Here is a 23,707-nt window from a genome sequence, read left to right as displayed (position 1 = left end):
AGACGCCGGCATATCAACGTGCCAACCCTGATGTCTCAGGACATCGCTTACACGTCTGTCCGCATGCCCCCGTGGGCGATGCCGGGGATATGTCTATGTGCCAACCTCGTAGCGACAGAGTCGCTCGGCGGGCGGCTACGCCGTTCACTTGAATCCGTTGTGTCACTTTGGTTTCAGTGGCCACATCCGGGGCTGGACTGTCTTGAGTCAAGAAGTTGGCAGGTTTTTGCTGTCGAGGTAGGCCTGTTTGGGGGTCCGGTCGGCCAGGGCTTGGTGGGGTCGGATGGTGTTGTAGATGATGCGGAAGCGGTGGGCCTCCATGTCGAGGGCATCTCCGTCGCCGATGTAGCCGCGGAACAGATGCTCGTATTTCAGGGTCTCGAAGAACCGCTCAATGACGCCGTTGGTTTGTGGTGATCGGATTCGGGTGCGGATGTGGCGCAGGAGTGGGTCGTAGCCGGTGAACAGCGTCCGGAAGTCTTTCCCGCGGTAGCAGGAGCCGTTGTCGGACACGATGGCGATGGGAGCCGGCGCGTGGCCGATGATGTTGTCTTGGTCGTCGAGGACGTCCATGAGGCCGCGGTCTTGGCGTAGGTCGGCAAGATTGAGGATGCGGGTGGCTTCTTCGACGGCTAGACGTATGCAGTGCACGGCGTCGCGGCCTCGGCTGGTGGGTGTGATGGTGATGGCGAGGCAGTATTTGGTGACGTAGTCGATGACTGCGCTGATGCGCCAGATCCCGCCGTGGGCGGTTTCGAATTCGGAGAAATCGGTCTGCCAGACCCGGTTGCGTTCGGTTGGTGGATCGTGGAAGACGCGGCGGCGCAACGCCGACCATGACTTTCGGTCGGCGCGAAAGCCTTGCGGCAGTAGCAGGCCGCGGCGTCGTAGGGCTCGTTGCACCGAGGAATTGGTGACCTCGTGGCCATCGGCGCGCATTAGAGCCGCGATCTTGCGATAGCCCCAGGCTGGCCACTGTTCGGCGTATTTGGCGGCCATCTCCTCGATGCGGTCAACGACCGGCGATGGCCATGGCCCCTTCGGCGGATCGCCAGCACGCAGCCGGGCCAGTCGACGCCGGTAAGTCCGTTCCGGGATGCCGGCTAAGAAGGCGAACCTCGAAACCGGCAGACCTGCTGCTTCTCTTAGGGTTTCGAGGTCCTGGAAGGGACCTGATCGGCCAAGGCAGCGCCGCGCTGCCAGATCCGCAATTGGACTGTGGCTTCAGCCAAGGCCAGTTTGAGCTGTTCGTTCTCCATCCGTAGCCGACGCTGCTCAGGGCTGCCGGCCGTGTGCGCGGCGCCGCCGGGCACTTCCTGCATGCGCTCGGCGCCGGCTTCGAGGAACTGATGCTTCCACTTGATGACCTGATTCGGGGTCACCCCACACCGCCTGGCCGCTTCAGCCCCGCTCATCTCCCCGGCCAGCACGGCCAACACCAGTCGGGTCTTCTCTTCGGCAGGAATCTTCGTTCGCCGTGATCTAGCCATGCCCCACTCAACCTCCTCAACATCGGCAGCGCTGTGGATAACGCGACCCTGCCAAAAAGTTTGAGTCAGTGGATTTGTCGGAGCTCGAATGTATGTTCGAATCATGTTGGCAACGCCGGTGCAGGTAGCGCTCAGTGCGCTGCGCGACGCCCACGACACCCTCGCCGGCTGCGACCTCGATTCCCTGACCCACCGCGAACTCCTCGGTGTGCTCGACGAATTGGAAACCCTGACCTGTCAACTACCTGCGCAGTGGCATCGCGCCCTGGCCCGACTCCAGACCGAAACCACCCCCAAAGAACTCGGTGCCAAGTCGTGGAAAGACGTGCTGCGGATCCGGTGGCGGATCTCGGCGAGCGAAGCCCACCGCCGCCTGGCCGAAGCCGAGGTGTTGGGACCGCGGCAGGCACTCACCGGTCAGCCGTTGGCCCCCGTTCTGGCGGCGACGGCGGCCGCTCAAGCCGCCGGACGCATCACCGCCGAGCATGTGGACAAGATCCGCGACGCCATGCAGCACCTGCCCGGCTTCGTCGACACCGCCACCCGCGACCAGATCGAAACCGACCTCGTCCGACTCGCCACCGGGGTCGGACCGACTGAACTGAAGAAGGCCGCCGACAAAATCCTGTTCCTGCTCGATCAGGACGGCCCCGCACCCGACGACACCGAACGCGCCCGCAGACGCGCCCTGGTGTGCGGCCCGCAAGGCCGCGACGGCATGGTCCCGATCAAAGGCCACCTCACCCCCGAAGCCTGGGCGATCTATGAAGCAATCTTCGCCAAGATGGCCGCACCCGGAATGTGTCACCCCGACGATGAGAGCCCTGCTTCACCGGCACGCCGTCTCAAGACCAGATCGACACCGATCAACGCAGCCTGGCCCAGCGTCAACACGACGCGCTGATCGCTATCGGCCGCAACGCGCTGGAATCCGGCGAACTCGGCCAACACCACGGGCTGCCGACCTCGCTCATTATCCGCACCACCCTGCAAGACCTCGAGTCCCGCGCGGGGGTGGGCACCACCGGCGGCGGCACCACCCTGCCGCTGCCCGATCTGATCCGCCTGGCCGGGCGGGCCAACCACTGGCTGGCGGTCTTCGACGGCGCCACCGGGCACGCGTTGGACCTGTTTCGCGCCAAACGCACCGCCACCGCCGCGCAACGGCTCATGCTCATCGGCCGCGACGGCGGCTGCACCAAACCGTCGTGCCCCGTGCCGGCCTACGGCACCCAGGTCCACCACGCCCGCGCCGATTGGGCCGACGGTGGCAACACCAACGTCGACGACCTCGCCCTGGCCTGCGGACCCGACAACCGCCTTGTCGACAAGAACGGCGGCTGGAGGACCACCATCAACGACTGCGGCGACGTCGAATGGCACCCCCCACCCGACCTGGACACCGGCCAAACCCGCATCAACTACTACCACCGCCCCGAACTACTCCTGCGCCCACCAGAAGAACCAGACGAAAACCCCGAACGTGGACCATAGAGAGCGCCCCGCATCGCGTGCTTGGAGCTGGAGCATGGCTCAGAGTGGTCGATCCGTCGACAGGCTAGGCGGTGAGCCCCGCCAACCGTTGCCCCACTTCGGTTGGGGCACGATTCCCGACCAGTACGGCCGAGAGTCGGCCAAGATGACGACAAGACGCCCGACCCACAGCTGCGCGACCTCCCTCCACTCATCGACTGGTGACGAAGGTGACCGACACGGAAGCCGCATCGCATGTCGGTAGCGCTGCTCGGGTAGACCTGTAGTGGTCGGCGACGGAACCGCCGACGTCCCCGTTCACCTACGACCTAGGCTGGGCATATGCGGTTAGGCAGGCGACGCGACGTCACCCGCGATTTCGATGCAAGTTACGACGAGCATGCGGTCGTGACGACCGGCCCCGAGCGCGAGGCGGCCGGCCTCAAAGCCGTGATGGTGTCGCTGCAGCGCGGGCTCAAATCCATGGGCGTGTGGCGGACCGGCGCATCCCTCGTGCGGCTCAATCAGCGACACGGCTTCGACTGTCCCGGCTGCGCATGGCCCGAGGAACACGGCGGCCGCAAGTTCGCCGAATTCTGCGAGAACGGCGCCAAGGCCGTCGCCGAGGAGGCGACCAAGCGCGTCGTCACCCCTGACTTCTTCGCGCGGCATTCCATCGCCGACCTCGACGGCCGACCCGAATACTGGCTGTCCCAACAAGGCCGACTCACTCACCCGATGGTCCTGCGACCCGGCGACGACCACTACCGACCGATCGACTGGGACGACGTCTACCGCCTGATCGCCGACGAACTACGCGCTCTGGACGACCCCAACGAAGCTGTTTTCTACACCTCAGGACGCACCAGCAACGAGGCGGCGTTCCTCTACCAACTGATGGTCCGCAGCTTCGGCACCAACAACCTGCCCGACTGTTCCAACATGTGCCACGAGTCCTCGGGTACCGCGCTGATCGAAGCGATCGGCGTCGGCAAGGGCTCGGTCACCGTCGAGGACATCTCCAAGGCCGATCTCATCATCATCGCCGGCCAGAACCCGGGCACCAACCATCCCCGCATGCTGTCGGTGCTCGAGAAGGCAAAGGAGAACGGCGCAAAGATCATTGCCGTCAACCCGCTGCCCGAGGCGGGACTGATCCGGTTCAAGGATCCGCAGAAGGTGCACGGCGTGATCGGCCATGGCATCCCGATCGCCGACGAATTCGTCCAGATCCGTATCGGCGGCGACATGGCCCTGTTCGCCGGACTCGGCCGGCTACTACTGGAAGCCGACGATCGAGCACCGGGTTCCGTCGTGGACCGCGACTTCATCGCCGAGTACTGCGCGAACTTCGAAGAGTACGAAGCCCAAACGCGCGCCGTCGACCTCGACACCGTCCTGGAGGCCACCGGCATCGAGCGCGCGCAACTGGAGAAGGTCGCGCAGATGCTGATCGACTCCGAGCGCACCATCGCATGTTGGGCCATGGGACTCACCCAGCACCGTCACGCCGTACCGATGATCTCCGAGATCACCAACGTGCTGCTGATGCGCGGCATGATCGGCAAACCCGGCGCCGGATTATGCCCCGTCCGTGGGCATTCCAACGTCCAGGGCGACCGCACGATGGGCATCTGGGAGAAGATGCCCGAGAAGTTCCTCGCCGCCCTGGACAACCACTTCGGCATCGTCAGTCCTCGCAAACACGGCCTCGACACCGTCGACGCCATCCGCGCCATGCGCGACGGCAAGGCCAAGGTCTTCATGGGCATGGGCGGCAACTTCGCCACCGCGACACCCGACACCACGGTCACCGAGGCTGCACTGGGCAACTGCTCCCTCACCGTGCAGGTCTCCACGAAACTCAACCGCAGCCACGTGGTGCACGGCCGCACAGCGCTGATCCTCCCGTCGCTCGGCCGCACCGACCGCGACCTCCAGCGAGGCGTCAAACAGCAAGTGTCCGTCGAGGATTCGATGTCGATGGTGCACCTGTCGCGCGGCAGTCTGCACCCGCCCAGCGACCAGGTGCGCAGCGAGGTCGCGATCATCTGCCAGCTGGCCCGCACCCTCCTGGGACCGGACCACCCGGTGCCGTGGGAGGCGTTCAACGACGACTACGACAGGATCCGCGACGCGATCGCCGCCGTGGTTCCCGGCTGCGACAACTACAACGCCAAAGTGCGTGCGCCCGACGGCTTCCAGTTGCCGCACGGCCCACGCGATTCACGCATATTCCCCACCAGCACAGGCAAAGCCAACTTCGCCGTGAACCCGCTGCAGTGGGTGCCCATCCCGGAGGGCAGGCTGATTCTGCAGACGCTGCGCAGCCACGACCAATACAACACCACGATCTACGGCCTCGACGACCGCTACCGCGGTGTGAAGGGCGGCCGTCGCGTCGTGTTCGTGAACAAGGCCGACATCGACCGGTTCGGACTCCGCGAGGGCGACCGCGTCGACCTGGTATCGGAGTTCGGCGGCAGCGACGGCGAAATGCAGGAGCGGCGGGCCAAGGACTTCATGGTCGTGCCCTACGAGACCCCAGTCGGCAACGCGGCGGCCTACTACCCGGAGACCAACCCGTTGGTTCCCCTCGATCACGTTGCGGAGAAGTCGAATACGCCGGTGTCGAAGGCCGTGGTGATCCGACTTGAGCGTTCCGCCGGTGTGCGGGACGAAGATCGGGTGATCAGCTAGTGGGGCGTGTGACGGCGCGGCGCCGGGTTCAACACGTCACGGCCGACCAGGCCGTCGCGCGACCGGAGACCCTCGTCGTCGAGGAACCGCTGGAGATCCGCGTCAACGGCACGCCGCTCACCGTCACGATGCGCACCCCGGGCTCGGATATCGAACTCGCCCAAGGCTTTCTGCTCACCGAGGGCGTCATCGCCCACCGCGACGACGTGCTCACCGTGCGCTACTGCAAAGGCGCCGGCCCCGATCAGGTCAACACGTACAACGTGCTCGACGTGACGCTCGCACCGCACGTACCGCCGCCGGACGTCGATGTCGCACGCAACTTCTACACGACGTCGTCCTGCGGGGTGTGCGGTAAGGCCTCGCTCGAAGCGGTGCGGACCATCAGCAAGCACGGCCCCGGCGACGATCCCTCGACCGTCTCCGCCGAAACGCTGTCCGCGCTCCCCGACCGCCTGCGCGACGAGCAGAAGGTGTTCGCCAGCACCGGCGGACTGCACGGCGCCGCACTGTTCGACGTCGACGGCACCACCCTGGCCGTCCGCGAGGACATCGGCCGCCACAACGCCGTCGACAAAGTCATCGGGTGGGCGCTGGAGAACGACCGCATACCGCTGAGCGCCACCGTCCTGTTGGTCAGCGGGCGCGCGTCATTCGAGCTCACCCAGAAGGCCGTGATGGCCGGCATTCCGGTGCTCGCCGCGGTGTCGGCGCCGTCGTCACTGGCCGTCGACCTCGCCAGCCAGTCGGGGCTGACCCTGGTGGCGTTCCTGCGCGGCGATTCGATGAACATCTACACCCGACCGGATCGGGTCGTCCAAGCCCACTAGCGACCTACTTGCGATCTCCACCCGATCTCCACGAAACCTCCAAGCTTTCGAGCCCGGGGATCAAGAGCATCGGGGTATGCCAGAAATCCTCATCGCCTCGCTGTCGCCGACCGGCCACATCTCCCCGCTGCTGACGGCCGCGCAGGGTCTGGTCGACCGCGGTGACCGCGTCACCGTCCTGACCGCGGCCCAGCACGCTCGCAAGATCCGGGCGATCGGAGCCACGCCCGTCGCGATCCCGCCCGAGGCAGACTTCGACATGACCCGCCTCGACATCGACCTGCCCGGCCGCACCGACACGTCGGGCATCAAGCGGGTCAACTTCGACATCGTGCGCATCTTCCTGCAGCCGATGCCGCTGCAGACACATGCGCTGTCGGAGTTGATGGCTCAGACACGCTTCGACGCGGTTCTTTTCGACTCGGGTTTCTTCGGCACCCTGCCGTTCCTGCTCGGCGATCCCGCGGCCCGCCCGCCGATGCTGAGCTACAGCACGATGCCGTTGATGCTGAGCAGCCGCGACACCGCTCCGTTCGGCATGGGGCTGGCGCCGTCGTCGACCATGCTGGGACGGCTGCGCAACCGCGCGCTGACAGCGCTGTCGCAGCAGGTGCTGCTGCGTGAGACGCAGAACGTCGCCAACCATCTTCTCGACCGCATGAACAGCCGCCAGCTGCCCACGTTCGTCCTCGACTCCGGCAAGCTCGCCGACCGTTACATCGCGCCGACGGTGCCCGAATTCGACTATCCCCGCAGGGATCTGCCTGCCAACGTGCGCTACGTCGGCGCCGTGCACCCGGGCCCGTCACGCGGATTCCGTCGCCCGCCGTGGTGGTCGCAGCTCGACGGGGATCGTCCCGTCGTGCATGTCACACAGGGCACCATCGACAACGCGGATCTCGGCAGGCTGATCGAACCGACCATCGAGGCGCTCGGTGGCGAGGACGTCGTCGTGGTGGCCACCACCGGCGGTCGCGACGTGTCCCAGCTGAAGGTTCCGCTGCCGGCCAATACCTATGTCGCCGAATACATCCCGCACGACCTTCTGCTGTCCAAGGTCGACGTCATGGTCACCAACGGTGGGTACGGTGCGGTGCAGCGGGCATTGTCGATGGGTGTTCCGCTCGTGGTGGCGGGCAACACCGAGGACAAGCCGGAAGTGGCCGCGCGCGTCGGGTGGACCGGGGCCGGCATCAACCTCAAGACGGGAACGCCGAGGCCGGGCGCGATCCGCGGCGCGGTGCGCAAGGTGCTCGCCGACGGTCGGTATCTGCGTTGCGCGCGGAACCTCGAAATGGCCTTCGCGCGACGAGACGGCGTGGCCGAGATCGCGGCGCTGATCGACGAGGTCATCGCCGAGCGTGAGGCGGTGAAGGCATGAGCTCGTGTGCAGATCCGTTCGGTCGGCCGCCTACGCCGGCACCCAAAGTCGAAGCGATCGGATGGCGTAGTCGCCTACGCGTGCCCCTGTCGAACTTCCGGACCACGGTGGAGCCATGGTTGACACGCTGCAATACGTCGCGATAGTCGGTTACCTGGCCTGGTGCCTCATCAGCTCGCTGGCCAGTACGCTGCGGCCCTGAGGCTACGCGCTCTTGTCGCGCCTCTCGGTGCGAGCCGGCTTGCGGGGAACGATCGTCGGAAGCACGTTATCTTCGACGGTCTCCTTGGTGACGACCACCTTGGCGACGTCGTCGCGGCTCGGGATGTCGTACATCACCGGCAGCAGGACCTCTTCCATGATGGCGCGCAGGCCGCGGGCCCCGGTGCCACGGTGGATGGCCTGATCGGCGATGGCCTCGAGTGCGGCGTCCTCGAACTCCAGCTCGACGCCGTCCATCTCGAACAGCCGCGTGTATTGCTTGACCAGGGCGTTCTTCGGCTTGGACAGGATCGTGACGAGCGAATCCTTGTCGAGGTTGGTCACCGAGGCGACGACCGGCAGACGGCCGATGAACTCCGGGATCAGCCCGAACTTGATCAGGTCTTCCGGCATGACCTCGGCGAAGTGGTCCTGGGTGTCGATCTCGGCCTTCGAATGCACCTCGGCGCCGAAGCCCAGGCCGCGCTTACCGACGCGGTCGGAGACGATCTTCTCCAGACCGGCGAATGCCCCGGCGACGATGAACAGCACGTTGGTGGTGTCGATCTGGATGAACTCCTGGTGCGGATGCTTGCGTCCGCCCTGCGGAGGCACCGAAGCCTGCGTGCCCTCCAGGATCTTCAGCAGCGCCTGCTGGACGCCCTCACCGGAGACATCACGCGTGATCGACGGGTTCTCGCTCTTGCGGGCGATCTTGTCGACCTCGTCGATGTAGATGATGCCGGTCTCGGCGCGCTTGACGTCGTAGTCGGCGGCCTGAATCAGCTTGAGCAGAATGTTCTCGACGTCCTCGCCGACGTAGCCGGCCTCCGTCAGCGCGGTGGCGTCGGCGATTGCGAACGGGACGTTCAGCATCTTCGCCAGCGTCTGCGCGAGGTAGGTCTTGCCACAGCCGGTGGGACCCAGCATCAGGATGTTCGACTTGGCCAGTTCGACGGGCTCGGAGCGCGAATCGCGCATCTTCTCGCCGGCCTGGATTCGCTTGTAGTGGTTGTAGACGGCCACGGCCAGCGTGCGCTTGGCGGTGTCCTGGCCGATGACATACCCCTCGAGGAATTCGCGGATCTCTGCAGGCTTGGGCAGCTCGTCGAGTTTTACGTCGTCGGCATCGGCGAGTTCCTCTTCGATGATCTCGTTGCAGAGGTCGATGCATTCATCGCAGATATAGACGCCCGGACCCGCAATGAGCTTCTTGACCTGCTTCTGGCTCTTTCCACAGAACGAGCACTTCAGCAGGTCACCGCCGTCTCCAATGCGCGCCATCTGGTGAGGTCCTACTTTCGTGTCAGCAAAAGGTCTTGAGTCAATTCACCCCGGGTGTTGGACCCGACGCTACCCGCTTGTTCCGGCGCGAGGCGACCGATAAAGCCGAATCGCGTGGTTGGTATTCATCTGTGTGCGCAGAACATAACGCCTGACAACCCCCGTAACCGCTGGAACGCGCCACCGTGTCCCTGGCGTGTCGCCGCCGTTATGAGACTGAGAAGGTCGTCGCGAAGGCACCGTAGAGTTGCACAGTGGTCTTCGCCCTGCCCAACGATACCGTGCTCATCGGTGACGGCGGGCTGGCCACCGCGCTCGAGACCCGCGGCCACGACCTCTCGGACGACCTGTGGTCGGCCCGACTGCTGATCGACGCACCAGACGAGATCGTTGCTGTGCACAGCGCTTTTTTCCGCGCCGGTGCCGCGTTTGCCACGACGGCGAGCTATCAGGCCTCCTTCGACGGTTTCGCTGCACGCGGAATCGACAGGGCGCACGCCACACGCCTACTCCAGCGCAGCGTCGAGCTGGCAAAGACCGCCCGTGACGAGAGCGGCGGGCATCGCTACGTCGCCGCGTCGGTTGGGCCGTACGGTGCGGCACTGGCCAACGGCGAGGAGTACGTCGGCCGATACGGCCTGTCGGTCGCACAGCTGGCCGCCTGGCACCGACCTCGGTTGGAAGTGCTCGTCGACGCCGGCCCGGACATACTCGCCGTCGAGACCGTGCCCGACGCCGACGAGGCCGAGGCGCTGGTCGGCCTGATCCACGAGTGCAAGACACCGGCATGGCTGTCCTACACCATCGACGGGCTGACGACTCGCGCCGGGCAACCGCTGACCGACGCCTTCGCCGTCGCCGCCGATGTACCGGAAATCGTTGCCGTGGGCGTGAATTGCTGCGCACCCGACGACGTGCTGACGGCCGTCGAGATCGCTCGTACGGTCACCGGCAAGCCAGTCATCGTCTACCCCAACAGTGGTGAGACCTGGGACGGGCCCCGTCGAACATGGGTCGGAGACTCGAAATGGTCAGCCCACCTTGCACCGCAGTGGGTGGCCGCCGGTGCGTGCATCGTGGGTGGATGTTGCCGGGTTGGGCCCTCCGACATCGCCGCTCTGGCAGCGACGGTGACGTCGCCTAACGTCCCCTAGCGACGACCGGGGCCTGCGGGTCCCGGCCCCGCCGGACCCGGGCCTACCGGACCGGGGCCCACAGGACCTGGCCCCACGGGCCCGACGACCCCACCGACGCCGACTGGGCCTGCGGGTCCGACCACCGGGTTCGGCGGGTTGACGTAGACGGTCGCATCGACCGGGACGCATTGGAGGGTGTAGACGTCCCAGTACATCCCGTACGGGCAGGGCTGTGGTGGGGGCGGCGGCGGTGGTGGCGGTTGAGCGCTACTGATCGCCGTCGATCCCAGCCCCAATACGCCGCCGGCCAATGCCAGCGCCGCGACGCCAAGCCGAAGACCCACCTTCATGACCCTCCCTTGTCACCGTGCTCGTCGGTTTCGACAGCTTGCCATGCACGGCGGCCGCGGAGACGCGGTTTTGGATGCATTGCCGATCAAGGCAACGGTCAGGTCAGGCGGTCTGGGCGGAGAGCTTGCGGTACTCGAGCACCGTGTCGATCACGCCGTACTCCTTGGCCTCCTCGGCCGTCAGGATCTTGTCGCGATCGGTGTCCTTGCGGATCTGCGCGGCATCCTTGCCGGTGTGATGCGCCAGCGTCGTCTCCATCAGCGTGCGCATGCGCTCGATCTCCTTGGCCTGGATCTCCAGGTCGGAGAATTGGCCCTGGATGACGCCGGACAGCGCGGGCTGGTGGATCAGGATGCGGGCGTTCGGCAGCGCGAGCCGCTTGCCGGGCGTTCCGGCGGCCAGCAGCACCGCGGCGGCCGACGCAGCCTGCCCGAGGCAGACGGTCTGGATGTCCGCGCGGACGTACTGCATGGTGTCGTAAATGGCCATCAGCGACGTGAACGAGCCACCCGGCGAGTTGATGTACATGGTGATGTCGCGGTCCGGATCGAGCGACTCGAGCACCAGGAGCTGGGCCATGATGTCATTCGCCGACGCGTCGTCGACCTGCACTCCGAGGAAGATGATGCGCTCCTCGAAGAGCTTGTTGTACGGGTTGGACTCCTTGACGCCGAAGCTCGAGTGCTCGATGAACGACGGCAGGATGTAGCGGGCCTGGGGCGCCAGGCGGGGGTCAGTCTGGGGATGCAAGCGGTCGGTCATTTGTCTAGTCCTGCTCCTGGTCCTGAGCCGTTGACGCTGGCGCTGGTGATGATGTGGTCGACGAATCCGTATTCGAGGGCTTCCTGCGCGGTGAACCAGCGGTCGCGGTCGGAGTCGGCCTCGATCCGCTCGATGGTCTGCCCGGTGAACTCGGCGTTCAGTCGGAACATCTCCTTCTTGATGACCGCGAACTGCTCGGCCTGGATCGCGATGTCGGCGGCAGAGCCGGTGACACCGCCCAGCGGCTGGTGCATCAGGATCCGCGCGTGCGGCAGGGCATAGCGCTTGCCCTTGGTGCCCGCGGCGAGCAGGAACTCGCCCATCGACGCGGCCATGCCCATCGCGTAGGTGGCGATATCGCACGGCGCGAGAACCATCGTGTCGTAGATCGCCATGCCTGCGCTGATCGAGCCGCCCGGCGAGTTGATGTAGAGGTGGATGTCCTTGCTGGGGTCTTCGGCGGACAGCAGCAGAATCTGCGCGCACAGCCTGTTGGCGATGTCGTCGTCGACCTGTGATCCCAGGAAGATGATGCGCTCCGACAGCAACCGCTCGTAGACAGAGTCGACGAGGTTGAGACCGGGCGATGCACCACGCATGTCAGTCACGACTGGATACCTGCTTTCTTTCAAGGCCTAACACTCACCGACACTAACCAACCAGCACCGGCGCGCACTCCCTAGAGGGAGCGCTTTCGCTCACAGCGTCACTCGGCGTCGGCGGTTTCCTCGTCGGAGGCTTCATCGGCCGGTGCCTCGTCCGTTTCAGGAGCAGCCGTCGCCGGACCCGTCCGCGAGAAGAACTCCGAGGTGTCCACCACTTCACCATTCGAGTCGGTGACGGTGGCGTTCTCGACGATCTCCGCCACAGCCAGCCCACGGCGCACGTCGGCGAACAACGCAGCCAGCTGGTTGTTCTCCTGCAGCGCAGCAAGCAGCTGCTGGGGCTCCATGCCGTACTGCTGCGACATCAGGATCAGCCGCTGGGTGATGTCGTTCTGGCCGACCTGGATGTCGAGCTTGTCGGCGATCGCGTCCACCAGCAGCTGGGTCTTGACGGCCTTCTCAGCGTTGGCGCGGTTCTCCTCGTCGAACTTCTCCCGGCTGCTGCCCTGCGCCTCGAGCGCCTCCGCGAACCGCTCCTCGTCGTGGTCCAGGCCGTGGATCGCGTTGTGCAGCGCCTCGTCGACCTGCGCCTGCACGATGTTCTCGGGCAGCGGCACCTCGACCTGCTCGAGCAGCGTCTCCAGCACCTTGTCCCGGATCAGCTCGGCCTGCTGTACGCGCTTGAGCCGCTTCACCTGCTCGGTGAGGCTGTTCTTCAGCTCCTCGATGGTGTCGAATTCGCTTGCCAGTTGCGCAAATTCGTCGTCGGGCTCGGGCAGCTCGCGCTCCTTGACCGACTTGACGGTGACGGTCACCTGAGCGTCTTCGCCGGCGTGCTCACCCGCGACGAGCTTGGTGGTGAAGACGCGGGTCTCCCCCTCCTTGAGGCCGACGATCGCCTCGTCGAGGCCGTCGATCAGCTGGCCGGACCCGACCTCGTGCGAAAGGCCCTCGGTGTTGGCTTCGGGGATCTCCTTGCCGTCGACGGTGGCCGACAGGTCGATCGAGACGAAGTCGCCGTTCTGGGCCGGGCGGTCCACACCGGTCAGCGTGCCGAAGCGCGCGCGCAGGGACTCGAGTTCGGCGTCGACCTCTTCGCCGGTGACCTCGATGGCGTCGACTGTGATCTCGAGCGCATCGAGATCAGGGAGTTCGAGATCGGGCCGCACGTCGACCTCGGCGGTGAACTCGAGATCCTGGCCGTACTCCTTCTTGGTGACCTCGATCTCGGGCTGACCGATCGGACGGAGATCCGAGCTGGTGACCGCCTCGCTGTAGCGACCGGGAAGGGCGTCGCTGACGACCTGGTCCAGCATCGCCTCGCGGCCGAAGCGGGCCTCGAGCAGCTTGCGCGGCGCCTTGCCGGGCCGGAAGCCGGGCAGCCGCACCTGGCTGGCCAACTGCTTGAAGGCGCGATCGAACTCGGGCTCGAGCTCGGTGAAGGGCACCTCCACGTTGATGCGAACCCTGGTCGGGCTCAACTTCTCGACGGTGCTCTTCACGATCGTGCTCCTTGTTGTTCTGGTCTATGGACGGGTGCAGTCGGGGTGACAGGATTTGAACCTGCGGCCTTCCGCTCCCAAAGCGGATGCGCTACCAAGCTGCGCTACACCCCGCGCCGATGGCCGCCTCCGAACGCAGAACGACCACGCGAGATACTACGGCCTGGACACGCGATGCCCTTAATTGGATTTGATTCCGTCGGCGCCGGTACAGTGCCTGGTGCAACATACGCGGGCGTAGCTCAATGGTAGAGCCCTAGTCTTCCAAACTAGCTACGCGGGTTCGATTCCCGTCGCCCGCTCCAATGACCGCCTCGGTGAACGTGTGTTCGATCACCGGGGCGTTTCTTTTCGGTGGCTGTTACGGTGCCGTCCGGAACTCGCCGGGCGCGTCACGCGGCGCCTTTCCGAGATGTCAGGCACGGGTGCGCGATGTGGTTGAGAATGCAGCGGACGCCCGTCGCGGCACGACATTCCGAAAGGTGACATGGCAGCCGAGGAACAAGTGCGCACAGCCGTGGTGGTCGTCCACGGGATGGCTGAGAAGCGTCCGATGGAAACGTTCGACGACTTCGTGCGGACTGCACTGCATCCGCACGACGATCAGTGGGACCACCGCCCGCGGCCGACGGTGGTCGCCGAGACCTACGAGGCGCGCCGATACGTCGGCCCTCGGCAGGTTGAATTCTTCGAATATCACTGGCCATTCCTGATGACCGCAGGCAAATACGCCGGCGTTGCGCCGACAGCGTTGCGGTTGTTCGTACGTCGACCGAGCAATGTCCCCGATGCCCTACTCGGAGTCTGGCGCCTGGTGTGGACGACCGTGCTGGTGATGCTGTCGGTGATCCCCGTGCTGTTCGTCGCCGGGTATGCACTGAATTCCGATGTTCCGGTGTGGATCATCGGTTTGGTCACCAGCGCGGTCGTGCTGATCTTCTGGTTCGGCCTCTACCGAATGCTCGCGCGTGCGGTGGTGAACAAAAAGACCGCACCTCTCGTCGACTCCGCCCGCTACCTGGAACCGTCGCCACACTCATATGCCGCGCGACGGGCCATCCGCGGCGGCCTGGCGAACCTGCTGCGCGACCTCCATGAGGATGGCTACACGCGAATCGTCCTGGTGGCCCACGGCGTCGGCGCCTTCATCGCCTATGACGCGCTGATGCTGTCGCGTTCGCACAGGCCCTGGGGCATAACCGATTTCGTCACACTCGGCGCACCGTTGGTGTACGCGGACCTCCTGTTGACGCGGGCGCCGCTGCTGAGCGGATTGAAAGCTTCCGACAGCACACACCGACGTGAGCTGTTCGAAGGGCTGCTGCGCCGCGGCGTCCTCGCCGAATGCAACGACGAGCCCTTCGCGGCCACCCGCTGGACGAACTTGTGGTTTCCGGTGGTTCGCGGCAGCCGTCGCGGCGACTGGTTCGGCGGAGCGTTGGCTCCGTTGTTCGGAGCCGGAATCCGCGACATCGAAATCACCGGCAATGAGCCCGAACGATTCAAGCGCGGGTCGGCGCACACGGAGTACTTCAGCCATCCCGACAAGAGCGCCGATGGCGACATCGCCTGGCACCTCCGCGAAATCCTCGCGCTGTAGGCCTCTGCTCACGGCGTAATCGCGGCACTGGTCGCGGACTTTCCTCTCGGTAGGCTGGGCGCCATGAACGGCGTGCTGCTCGTCCTGGTTGTCCTGGTGGTCGTGGCGCTCGGCGTGGTCGTGTACGGGGCGATGAAGGCCTCCGATCGACGCAACGCCGCCTCACTCGAAGACGCGAAGGCGGACGCTCGTCGTGTGATCGAACGTCTCGGCGGCCAGGTGATCAACCTGACCGGCAGCGACGACGCGTCCAAGCAGGCGCTGGCCGACGCGTCCGAGCGGTACACCGCCGCGGGTTCGCAGATCGAGCAAGCGACCACCGCCAAGCAGGCGCTGCTCGCAAAGGAGAGCGCACTCGAGGGCCTGTACTACGTCCGCGCCGCCCGCGTCGCGATGGGCATGGACCCTGGACCGGAACTGGAAACGCTGGCAGGCCAGCGCGCCGCGGGCACGGTGACCGAGGACCGGCGGGTCAACTTCGACGGCCGCGAGATCGAGGCGTCGCCGACCCCGTCGGAGCGCACCCCGAACTACTACCCCGGCGGTCGCGTGGCCGGCCGGCCGGTCCCCGCGGGCTGGTACTCGGAGCCGTGGTGGAAGCCGGCGCTGGTCGCGGGTGCGTGGGGCGTCGGATCGGTGCTGCTGTTCGACGCGCTGTTCTCCGGCATGCACGGCAGCGGATACGACCAGGGCTTCGCACAGGGATACGACCAGGGGTTCGATCAGGGCCAGGACTTCGGCGGTGACTACGGAGGCGACACCGGCGGCGACTGGAGTGGCGGCGACTGGGGCGGAGACTTCGGCGGCGATTTCGGCGGCTTCTGAGCCTCGCGATCCTCGTTGACTCTGCGTGCAGGCACACTTTTCGGCCGAATCAACGCCCTGAGCGCAGAGTCAACAACTCATTTCTGACAGGTCGGACACCAGAACAGGTTGCGTCCCTCCAACACCGCGGTGCGGATCTCGGTACCGCACACCCGACATGGTTCGCCGGCCCGCCGGTACACGTAGGTCCGCGGCCGCCCGGGCGCATATGACGGCGGCCCGTGATCGTCCTCGGGCCGGACGACGATGATCTTTCCCCGCCGCAGACCGACCTTCATCAGCTCGACGAGATCGGTCCACATCGCCTTGAACTCGTCCTCGTCGATGGACGTACCCGGCCGGTAGGGGTCGATACCGTGCCGGAAGAGCAACTCGTTGCGGTACACGTTGCCGACACCGGCGATCACCGTCTGATCCATCAGCAGTGCGCCGATAGCCCTGCGGGACTTACGAATTCGCTCCCACGCCAGCGAGCCGTCGGCGTCGCGGCGCAACGGGTCAGGACCGAGCCGGGCCACGATATCGCCGATCTCGGGCTCGGTGATCACCTCACACACCGTCGGGCCGCGCAGGTCGGTCCCGTACTCGGCGCCGATCATCCGCATGCGCACCTGTCCGACGGGCAAGGGTGGCGGAAGGTGAAATTCGGTGAACGTGCCGTACAACCCGAGATGCACGTGTACGACGCGGCCGCCCTCGTAGTGGTGGAACAGATGCTTACCCCAGGCGTCGGCCTTCTTCAGGATGCGGCCGTTGACCGCAGCGGCGCCTTCGGCGAATCGTTCCTGCGGGCTGGACACCAGGACCGGTGCACGCCCGAAACGACGCTGATGCAGCCGGGCCAGCCGGTGCAGTGTGTGCCCTTCGGGCATCCCTAGCTCGGGGCGCCGGGCACCGGCGGCGCGATGTGCGTGCGCTCGTACTCAGACAGGATGTCGATACGCCGTTGGTGGCGTTCGGCTTTCGACCACGGCGTGGACAGGAACGCGTCGACGATCTCGAGCATCTGCTCCTCGGTGTGCATGCGCCCGCCGATGCCGATCACCTGTGCGTTGTTGTGTTCGCGCGCGAGTTTCGCCGTCTCGACGCTCCAGGCCAACGCGCACCGCACACCGGGCACCTTGTTGGCCGCGATCTGCTCACCGTTGCCCGAGCCGCCGAGCACGATGCCGAGGCTGTCGGGGTCGGCGACGGTTTTCTCCGCGGCGGCAATGCAGAACGCCGGGTAGTCGTCGTCGGCGTCGTACGTGTACGCGCCACAGTCGACGGGTTCGTGGCCCTTCGACTTCAGGTGCTCGATGATTCGCTGCTTGAACTCGAAGCCCGCGTGGTCGGCTCCCAGGTAGACGCGCATGGCGGTCATTCTCGCAGAGCGGCAGGACCCGTCAGTGCACGGTCGACGAAGTCAGTCGAATACAGGTGGCTCGGTGCGGGTGCGCTTGAGCTCCCAGAAGTGCGGATAGGACGCGAACGTCACCGAGGCATCCCACAGCTTGCCCGCCTCTTCCCCGCGCGGAATCTTCGACAGCACCGGGCCGAAGAAGGCGACCCCGTTGACGTGGATCGTCGGGGTGCCGACGTCCTCGCCGACGGCATCCATGCCCTGGTGGTGGCTGTTGCGCAACGCCTCGTCGTACTTGTCGGTGTTGGCCGCCTCGGCGAGCTCGGCGGGCAGCCCGACCTCCTCGAGGGACTCCTTGATCACTTTCTCGAAATCTTGGTCGAAGTCCCGATAGCCCTGGTTGTGGATCCGCGTGCCCATCGCGGTGTACAGCGGCGCGAGGATCTCGTTCCCCTTCGCCTGCTCGGCGGCGATGGCCACGCGAACCGGCTTCCATGCCTGCTTGAGGCCTTCGCGATACTGCTCGGGCAGGTCTTCCCTGTTCTCGTTGAGCACGGCGAGGCTCATTACGTGGAAGTTCACCTCGATGTCGCGCACCTTCTCCACCTCGAGGATCCAACGCGAGGTGATCCAGCACCACGGGCACAGCGGGTCGAACCAGAAATCGGCGACAGACTTCTCGGGCATGAAATACCTCTCGGTGGTGGTTCAGACGACTCTTTGGACAACCGTGCACCCCGCGCGGGTGTTCCCGCTGCCAGGTTTTCCCAGGCAACGCCGAACACGACACGCATAGTGTGCAAACGGTTATAAAACCGTGCTGCCGATGTGACAGTTGTCAATCAGTGTTTCACCTGTGATGAAAGCGAAACGCACGGCCACCATGACACTGGTCGGCGTCGCCACGGCATTGAGCCTCGCGGCACCGGCATCCGCCGAACCCGTCGACACCAGCTTCCTCAACGCGTTGAACGACGCCGGCATCGGTTACGGCGATCCGGTGAGCGCCGAGAAGCTCGGCCAGTCGATCTGCCCGATGCTTGTCGAGCCGGGGAAGAACCTGGCGTCGGTGTACTCGACCGTGTCCGACAACGGCATCAACCCCGACGTGGCGGCCTTCTTCACCGGCATCGCCATCTCGGCGTACTGCCCGTCGATGATGGCGCAGATCGGCAACGGCACGATCCTCGAGGGACTCAACGGGATCCCCGGGCTCAGAGCGCTGGGACTACCGGGGTTCTAACGAGCCCCACAACGAGCCCCACAACGAGCCCGACCACTAGGTTGGACTCGTGGCACTCCCCAATCTCACTCGCGACCAGGCGGTCGAACGCGCCGCCCTCGTCACCGTCGACAACTACCGCATCGAACTCGATCTGACGGACGGCGCCGGCAAGCCCGGCGAGACCACCTTCCGCTCGCTGACGACCGTCGAGTTCGACGCGCTGGCCGGTGCCGACACCTACATCGACATCGCCGCCGACCGCGTACGCAGCGCCGTCCTCAACGGCCACGACATCGACGTGTCGGGCTACGACGAGTCGACCGGCATTCCGCTGACGGGCCTGGCCGCTCACAACGTCCTCGTCGTCGACGCCGACTGCCGCTACTCCAACACCGGCGAGGGCCTGCACCGGTTCGTCGACCCGGTGGACGACGAGGTCTATCTGTACTCACAGTTCGAGACCGCCGACGCGAAGCGAATGTTCGCGTGCTTCGACCAGCCCGACCTCAAAGCCACCTTCGAGGTGACGGTCACCGCCCCGGCGCATTGGGAGGTCGTCTCCAACGGCGCCACCGCTGCTGTCGAGGACGCGGGGAAAGCCAAGCGGCACACCTTCGTCGTCACCCCGCGGATGAGCACCTACCTGGTGGCGCTGATCGCCGGCCCGTACACCCGCTGGGACGACAACTACAGCGACGAGCACGGCGACATTCCGCTGGGCCTGTTCTGCCGTGCATCGCTGGCGGAGTTCATGGACGCGGAGCGACTATTCACCGAGACGAAACAGGGATTCGCGTTCTACCACAACAACTTCGGCGTCCCGTACGCGTTCGGCAAGTACGACCAGCTGTTCGTGCCGGAGTTCAACGCGGGCGCGATGGAGAACGCCGGCGCCGTGACCTTCCTGGAGGACTACGTCTTCCGCAGCAAGGTGACCCGGGCGTCGTACGAGCGCCGCGCCGAAACGGTGCTGCACGAGATGGCCCACATGTGGTTCGGCGACCTGGTCACCATGCAGTGGTGGGACGACCTGTGGCTCAACGAGTCGTTCGCGACGTTCGCATCGGTGCTGTGCCAGGCCGAGGCGACCGAATACAAGCAGGCGTGGACCACGTTCGCGAACGTCGAGAAGTCATGGGCCTACCGGCAGGACCAGCTGCCGTCGACGCATCCCGTCGCCGCTGACATCCCCGACCTGGCCGCCGTCGAGGTGAACTTCGACGGCATTACCTACGCCAAGGGCGCAAGTGTGCTCAAGCAGCTCGTCGCCTATGTCGGGCTGGAGGAGTTCCTGTCGGGGCTTCGGGATTACTTCCGCGACCACGCTTTTGCGAACGCGACGTTCGGCGATCTGCTCGGCGCACTGGAGAAGGCGTCCGGGCGGGATCTGTCCGGCTGGGGTCGGCAGTGGCTGAAAACCACCGGGCTCAACACACTTCGCCCCGAGTTCGACGTCGACGCCGACGGCCGCTTCACCCGCTTCGCGATCTCACAGAGCGGAGCGCAGCCCGGCGCCGGAGAGACACGGGTGCACCGTCTCGCGGTCGGGATCTATGACGACGACGGCAACGGAAAGCTGGTACGGACCCACCGCGAGGAGCTCGACGTCGAGGGCGATACCACCGAAGTTACTGCATTGCAGGGAGTTTCGCGCGGCAAGCTCATCCTTGTCAACGACGACGACCTTACCTACTGCTCGCTGCGGCTGGACCCGCAGTCGTTGCACACGGTGCTGACCCGGATCGCGGACATCGCCGATCCCCTGCCCCGCACGCTGGCGTGGTCGGCGGCATGGGAGATGACGCGCGACGCCGAACTGAAGGCCCGCGATTTCGTCACACTGGTCATCAGCGGTGTGCACGCCGAATCCGAAGTGGGTGTGGCGCAACGCCTGCTGCTGCAGGCGCAGACCGCGCTCGGCTCCTACGCCGACCCGACGTGGGCGGCCGAAAACGGCTGGCCGGCGTTCGGAGACGCGCTGCTGGACCTGGCGCGCGAGTCGCAGCCGGGCTCGGACCACCAGCTGGCGTTCGTCAACGCGCTGTGCGCATCGGTGCTGTCGCCGAACCACATCGCCGTGCTGTCGACGCTGCTGGACAACGAACCGGCCGCGGTGAACATGCCGGGCCTCGTGATCGACACCGACCTGCGGTGGCGGATCGTCACCGCGCTCGCGACTGCCGGAGTGATCGACGCCGACGGACCCGAGACACCGTTCATCGACGCTGAGGCCGAACGTGATCCGACGGCCGCAGGTGGGCGGCACGCCGCGCAGGCTGAGGCGGCGCGGCCGCAGTTGGCGGTGAAGGAGGCGGACTGGCAGGAGGTCATCGAGGACGACACGTTGGCCAACGCCACCGCCCGCTCGATCATCGCCGGCTTCGTGCGCCCGGGTCAGGAGGAACTGCTGAAGCCGTTCCGGGACAAGTACTTCGGCGCCATCTCCGGTGTCTGGCAACGGCGCTCGAGCGAGGTTGCCCAGACCGTCGTCGTCGGACTGTACCCGTCGTGGGACATCAGCCAGGAGGGTCTGGACGCCGCGGACAAGTTCCTGTCCGACCCGGATGTGCCGCCGCCGCTGCGTCGACTCGTGCTCGAGGGCCGTGCCGGTGTGGAGCGCTCGCTGCGCGCAAGGAAATTCGACGCCACGTAACCGACACGCCGCAGTTCTGCGGGAGTTTGCGCACGCCGGCGCTGCATGATTTCCCATGTGGCGGTCAATCGCAGTCGACGAGCGCGGGCGGCTCGTAAGCGCAAACGGCGGATGGCCGCCGTCGAGCATGACCTGACCGCCCAACAGTGGGCGGCCATCAAGGCGGCGTGGAACGGCTGCGCCTACTGCGGCGCGAACGACGGTGCACTCCAGCGCGACTGCGTCATGGCCATCTCGCGCGGCGGCCGGTACACAGTCGACAACGTCGTGCCTGCCTGCGCGAAGTGCAATACCAGCAAGTGCAATGACGAGGTCACCGGCTGGATGCGGCGCAAACGACTCGACGAGCGCAGGTTCCTCGAGCGCTACATCGAGATCCGCGGGATGCTGACGGCCGACGTCAGCTAGTGCGATGCGGGTGTGACGCCGGCGCTCATCACCTCGACAGCCTTGATCAGCCCGGGGATCAGCTCGCCGTTCTTGAAGTGCTCCGCGGCGGCGGCCACACCCTTGGGTGCGGACTCCTCGATGCCGCGGCCCTTGACGTCGCTGCCGTACACGACCTCGATCGCACGCTGATTCGGCGAGACCGCCAACAGCACGGCGTTGTCGGGTGACGGCACCTTCGCCAAGATCTGGCGGGCCGTCGCGGCCGTGTCGTCGCCGAGGTCCCCCAGGTACACCGCGAACCGCGCCTTGGCGGCGCGTGAGCCGTACTTGAGCGCGTCGTCGAGACGGACCAGATCCGTCACCGGGAACGGGTACGTCACCGACAGCTCGCCGGGCTCGGTGACCCCGGAGATCCGTCCGCTGCTCGTGACGACGAAGCCGCGCGGCAGCTCCGCTACTTGCGCAGACGAGGTCGTTGCGACATCACCACTTGCCACTTGCGCCGCCTCCTACCGTGACCGGGTGCGAACCATGTCCGCCGTGACCGTGGTCGGCGGGTTCATCGGCCGCCCACAGGATCGGTTCGTGCGTCCAGGGCTCGGACAACTTGTAAGTCGCCGGGTGCGGGTTCTTGCGCTTCGGGCCGACCACGTAGACCAAGAAGATCAACACCAGCAGCACGGCCAGCGGAATCCCCCCGATGAGGGAATGGGTAAGTGCTGTGCTCACGCGCAAACCGTATCAGTCACGCGTCAGGCCGCACCTTCACCCAGATATCGCACCCACGCCGGGTCGAGTTCCTTCACGCTCGACAGCAGTCGCCAGTGTTGGCCCTTGGGCGGTACCGGGACCGCGCGCAGCGACCAGCCCAGCTCGGTGAGCAACCGGTCGGCCTTGCGGTGATTGCACGTCGAGCAGGCCGCGACGCAGTTCTCCCATGAGTGGTCGCCGCCCCGGCTGCGGGGCACGACGTGGTCGACAGTGTCGGCCTTACCGCCGCAGTAGGCGCAGCGGAACCGGTCGCGGTGCATGAGAGCGGCCCTGGTCATCGGGATGCGCGCCCGGTAGGGCACCCGCACGTAAGTGTGCAGGCGGATCACCGAGGGGACGACGATCGAGCGGGTCGCGGAGTGGATGACGGGACCGTTCGGGTCGTCGTGGACGACGGTCGCTTTTCCGCACATCAGCATGATGACCGCCCGCCGCATGGGCAGAGCGGTCAACGGTTCGTACGTGGAGTTCAGCAGGAGCACCCGCCGCCGGCCCCAGATCGAGCCTTCGCCGGTACTGGGCGGATGGGTGTCGACGCTGTGCAGGACGCGCGACTGCGCATGGGGTACCGCGGGCCCGGATATGCCCGCCGCGGCACCTTGCAGCCGCTGGCCAGCCCTTCTGGACGGGCCTTTCTTGCGATGCGCCATACGTCCTCCGCCCGACAGTTCACCATGGATTCCTGTCAATCGCACGACAATTCTGCACGTGTTCGCTGGTCAGTCCGATGAACATCGAGTGACGTGCCCGGCCGAGCGCCGGTTACCGGCGACAAGACACAATGGTGGCGTGACACAGGCGCAGCGGTCGTTCTACGACGAAGTCGGTGGCCATGAGACCTTCAACGCCATCGTGTCGCGCTTCTATCAGCTGGTGCGCGAGGACGAGATCCTGCTGCCGCTCTACCCCGAGGACGAGCTCGACGCTGCCGAGGAGCGGCTCCGGATGTTCCTCGAGCAGTACTGGGGCGGCCCGCGGACCTACTCCGATCAGCGCGGTCATCCACGGCTGCGCATGCGGCACGCGCCGTTCGTGATCGGCTACATCGAACGCGACGCGTGGCTGCGCTGTATGCGCACGGCGGTCGCGGAGATCGACTCGGAGACGCTGGACGACGAGCACCGAGCCGAGCTGTTGGCCTACCTGGAGATGGCCGCGCAGTCGATGGTCAACTCGCCCTTCTAGT

The 23,707-nt window shown here is 65.9% G+C and carries 23 protein-coding genes, 2 tRNA genes and 1 pseudogene; 12 read left to right on the top strand and 14 right to left on the bottom strand.

The features are described 5' to 3' along the window. Window positions 1–207: 207 nt before the first annotated feature. Together G6N43_RS12675 and G6N43_RS12670 are read right to left on the bottom strand one after the other, a co-directional pair. Window positions 208–999: an integrase core domain-containing protein gene (locus G6N43_RS12675; RefSeq protein ID WP_110810318.1), complete on the bottom strand. Its 792-nt coding sequence runs from the start codon at window positions 997–999 to the stop codon at window positions 208–210. A 146-nt stretch (window positions 1,000–1,145) separates the two neighbouring features. Further along, window positions 1,146–1,490: a transposase gene (locus G6N43_RS12670; protein ID WP_163658084.1), complete on the bottom strand. Its 345-nt coding sequence runs from the start codon at window positions 1,488–1,490 to the stop codon at window positions 1,146–1,148. 88 nt (window positions 1,491–1,578) lie between these two features. Here G6N43_RS12670 and G6N43_RS12665 point away from each other — a divergent pair. From G6N43_RS12665 to G6N43_RS12650, 4 genes and pseudogenes are all read left to right on the top strand, one after another. Next, a pseudogene (locus G6N43_RS12665) lies at window positions 1,579–2,984 on the top strand (HNH endonuclease signature motif containing protein). A 321-nt stretch (window positions 2,985–3,305) separates the two neighbouring features. After that, window positions 3,306–5,663 (top strand): FdhF/YdeP family oxidoreductase, encoded by a 2,358-nt coding sequence (locus G6N43_RS12660; protein WP_083150206.1) that lies wholly within the window; start codon window positions 3,306–3,308, stop codon window positions 5,661–5,663. Beyond that, window positions 5,663–6,493, top strand: a complete 831-nt coding sequence (fdhD, locus tag G6N43_RS12655) for a formate dehydrogenase accessory sulfurtransferase FdhD (protein WP_083150207.1) — start codon at window positions 5,663–5,665, stop codon at window positions 6,491–6,493. Before G6N43_RS12660 ends, fdhD begins: the two co-directional genes overlap by 1 nt. Before the next feature lie 76 nt (window positions 6,494–6,569). Then, window positions 6,570–7,874: a nucleotide disphospho-sugar-binding domain-containing protein gene (locus G6N43_RS12650; RefSeq protein ID WP_083150208.1), complete on the top strand. Its 1,305-nt coding sequence runs from the start codon at window positions 6,570–6,572 to the stop codon at window positions 7,872–7,874. 204 nt (window positions 7,875–8,078) lie between these two features. Here G6N43_RS12650 and clpX read toward each other — a convergent pair whose 3' ends face one another. Further along, complete coding sequence (gene clpX, locus G6N43_RS12645; protein WP_083150209.1) at window positions 8,079–9,359, bottom strand: ATP-dependent Clp protease ATP-binding subunit ClpX; 1,281 nt, start codon at window positions 9,357–9,359, stop codon at window positions 8,079–8,081. A gap of 254 nt (window positions 9,360–9,613) precedes the next feature. Between clpX and mmuM the strand changes: the two genes are divergently transcribed. After that, a complete protein-coding gene (gene mmuM, locus G6N43_RS12640; RefSeq protein WP_083150210.1) occupies window positions 9,614–10,513 on the top strand; it encodes a homocysteine S-methyltransferase in 900 nt (299 codons plus the stop codon). Here the strand turns inward: mmuM and G6N43_RS30485 are convergent. The 5 genes from G6N43_RS30485 to G6N43_RS12615 all read right to left on the bottom strand — a co-directional run bounded on the left by G6N43_RS30485 (window position 10,510) and on the right by G6N43_RS12615 (window position 13,829). Next, complete coding sequence (locus G6N43_RS30485) at window positions 10,510–10,845, bottom strand: hypothetical protein (RefSeq protein ID WP_179968001.1); 336 nt, start codon at window positions 10,843–10,845, stop codon at window positions 10,510–10,512. The genes mmuM and G6N43_RS30485 overlap by 4 nt on opposite strands. Window positions 10,846–10,948: 103 nt before the next feature. Beyond that, window positions 10,949–11,608: an ATP-dependent Clp protease proteolytic subunit gene (locus G6N43_RS12630; RefSeq protein ID WP_083150211.1), complete on the bottom strand. Its 660-nt coding sequence runs from the start codon at window positions 11,606–11,608 to the stop codon at window positions 10,949–10,951. Further along, window positions 11,605–12,207, bottom strand: coding sequence for an ATP-dependent Clp protease proteolytic subunit (locus G6N43_RS12625; protein WP_083150212.1), 603 nt, complete (start codon window positions 12,205–12,207; stop codon window positions 11,605–11,607). Before G6N43_RS12625 ends, G6N43_RS12630 begins: the two co-directional genes overlap by 4 nt. 107 nt (window positions 12,208–12,314) lie before the next feature. After that, window positions 12,315–13,715 (bottom strand): trigger factor, encoded by a 1,401-nt coding sequence (gene tig / locus G6N43_RS12620; RefSeq protein ID WP_083150213.1) that lies wholly within the window; start codon window positions 13,713–13,715, stop codon window positions 12,315–12,317. A 40-nt stretch (window positions 13,716–13,755) separates the two neighbouring features. Then, a tRNA-Pro gene (locus G6N43_RS12615) sits at window positions 13,756–13,829 on the bottom strand. A 117-nt stretch (window positions 13,830–13,946) separates the two neighbouring features. Between G6N43_RS12615 and G6N43_RS12610 the strand changes: the two genes are divergently transcribed. From G6N43_RS12610 to G6N43_RS12600, 3 genes are all read left to right on the top strand, one after another. Then, window positions 13,947–14,020 (top strand) — tRNA-Gly (locus G6N43_RS12610). Window positions 14,021–14,202: 182 nt separating this feature from the next. Then, complete coding sequence (locus G6N43_RS12605; RefSeq protein ID WP_163658082.1) at window positions 14,203–15,315, top strand: hypothetical protein; 1,113 nt, start codon at window positions 14,203–14,205, stop codon at window positions 15,313–15,315. A gap of 63 nt (window positions 15,316–15,378) precedes the next feature. Then, on the top strand, window positions 15,379–16,140 hold the full coding sequence (locus tag G6N43_RS12600; protein WP_083150215.1) for a hypothetical protein: 762 nt from the start codon (window positions 15,379–15,381) through the stop codon (window positions 16,138–16,140). A 77-nt stretch (window positions 16,141–16,217) separates the two neighbouring features. Here the strand turns inward: G6N43_RS12600 and G6N43_RS12595 are convergent, their stop codons facing one another. The 3 genes from G6N43_RS12595 to G6N43_RS12585 are packed head-to-tail and all read right to left on the bottom strand — an operon-like array spanning window position 16,218 to window position 18,169. Beyond that, window positions 16,218–17,012: an Fpg/Nei family DNA glycosylase gene (locus G6N43_RS12595; RefSeq protein WP_083150216.1), complete on the bottom strand. Its 795-nt coding sequence runs from the start codon at window positions 17,010–17,012 to the stop codon at window positions 16,218–16,220. A gap of 2 nt (window positions 17,013–17,014) precedes the next feature. Further along, a complete protein-coding gene (locus G6N43_RS12590; RefSeq protein WP_083150254.1) occupies window positions 17,015–17,494 on the bottom strand; it encodes a ribose-5-phosphate isomerase in 480 nt (159 codons plus the stop codon). A 51-nt stretch (window positions 17,495–17,545) separates the two neighbouring features. Next, entirely contained in the window at window positions 17,546–18,169 is a 624-nt protein-coding gene (locus G6N43_RS12585) for a mycothiol-dependent nitroreductase Rv2466c family protein (protein ID WP_083150217.1), read from the bottom strand. 172 nt (window positions 18,170–18,341) lie between these two features. Between G6N43_RS12585 and G6N43_RS12580 the strand changes: the two genes are divergently transcribed. The 3 genes from G6N43_RS12580 to G6N43_RS12570 are packed head-to-tail and all read left to right on the top strand — an operon-like array spanning window position 18,342 to window position 21,768. Beyond that, a complete protein-coding gene (locus tag G6N43_RS12580; RefSeq protein ID WP_165761852.1) occupies window positions 18,342–18,725 on the top strand; it encodes a DUF732 domain-containing protein in 384 nt (127 codons plus the stop codon). A 49-nt stretch (window positions 18,726–18,774) separates the two neighbouring features. Further along, a complete protein-coding gene (gene pepN, locus G6N43_RS12575; RefSeq protein WP_083150218.1) occupies window positions 18,775–21,360 on the top strand; it encodes an aminopeptidase N in 2,586 nt (861 codons plus the stop codon). A gap of 57 nt (window positions 21,361–21,417) precedes the next feature. After that, complete coding sequence (locus tag G6N43_RS12570; RefSeq protein WP_244960518.1) at window positions 21,418–21,768, top strand: HNH endonuclease; 351 nt, start codon at window positions 21,418–21,420, stop codon at window positions 21,766–21,768. On the opposite strand, the gene G6N43_RS12565 is transcribed toward G6N43_RS12570, so the two are convergent. Genes G6N43_RS12565 through G6N43_RS12555 form a run of 3 tightly spaced genes read right to left on the bottom strand, consistent with a single transcriptional unit; the run spans window position 21,765 to window position 23,171 of the window. Then, window positions 21,765–22,247, bottom strand: coding sequence for a DUF5130 domain-containing protein (locus tag G6N43_RS12565; protein WP_083150220.1), 483 nt, complete (start codon window positions 22,245–22,247; stop codon window positions 21,765–21,767). The two genes, G6N43_RS12570 and G6N43_RS12565, sit on opposite strands and share 4 nt — an antisense overlap. Further along, window positions 22,234–22,479 (bottom strand): aa3-type cytochrome oxidase subunit CtaJ, encoded by a 246-nt coding sequence (gene ctaJ, locus G6N43_RS12560; protein WP_083150221.1) that lies wholly within the window; start codon window positions 22,477–22,479, stop codon window positions 22,234–22,236. The genes G6N43_RS12565 and ctaJ overlap by 14 nt, the downstream gene beginning before the upstream one ends. A gap of 23 nt (window positions 22,480–22,502) precedes the next feature. Then, window positions 22,503–23,171 carry an HNH endonuclease gene (locus G6N43_RS12555; protein ID WP_083150222.1) on the bottom strand — a complete coding sequence of 223 codons (669 nt, stop codon included), beginning with the start codon at window positions 23,169–23,171 and terminating at the stop codon, window positions 22,503–22,505. Window positions 23,172–23,310: 139 nt separating this feature from the next. Between G6N43_RS12555 and G6N43_RS12550 the strand changes: the two genes are divergently transcribed. After that, a complete protein-coding gene (locus G6N43_RS12550) occupies window positions 23,311–23,706 on the top strand; it encodes a globin (protein WP_083150223.1) in 396 nt (131 codons plus the stop codon). The last annotated feature ends 1 nt before the right edge of the window (window position 23,707 follow it).

The sequence above is a fragment of the Mycolicibacterium moriokaense genome (genome assembly GCF_010726085.1).
GTDB classification, from domain to species: Bacteria; Actinomycetota; Actinomycetes; order Mycobacteriales; family Mycobacteriaceae; genus Mycobacterium; species Mycobacterium moriokaense.
This window is presented reverse-complemented; position numbering and strand designations above follow the sequence as displayed.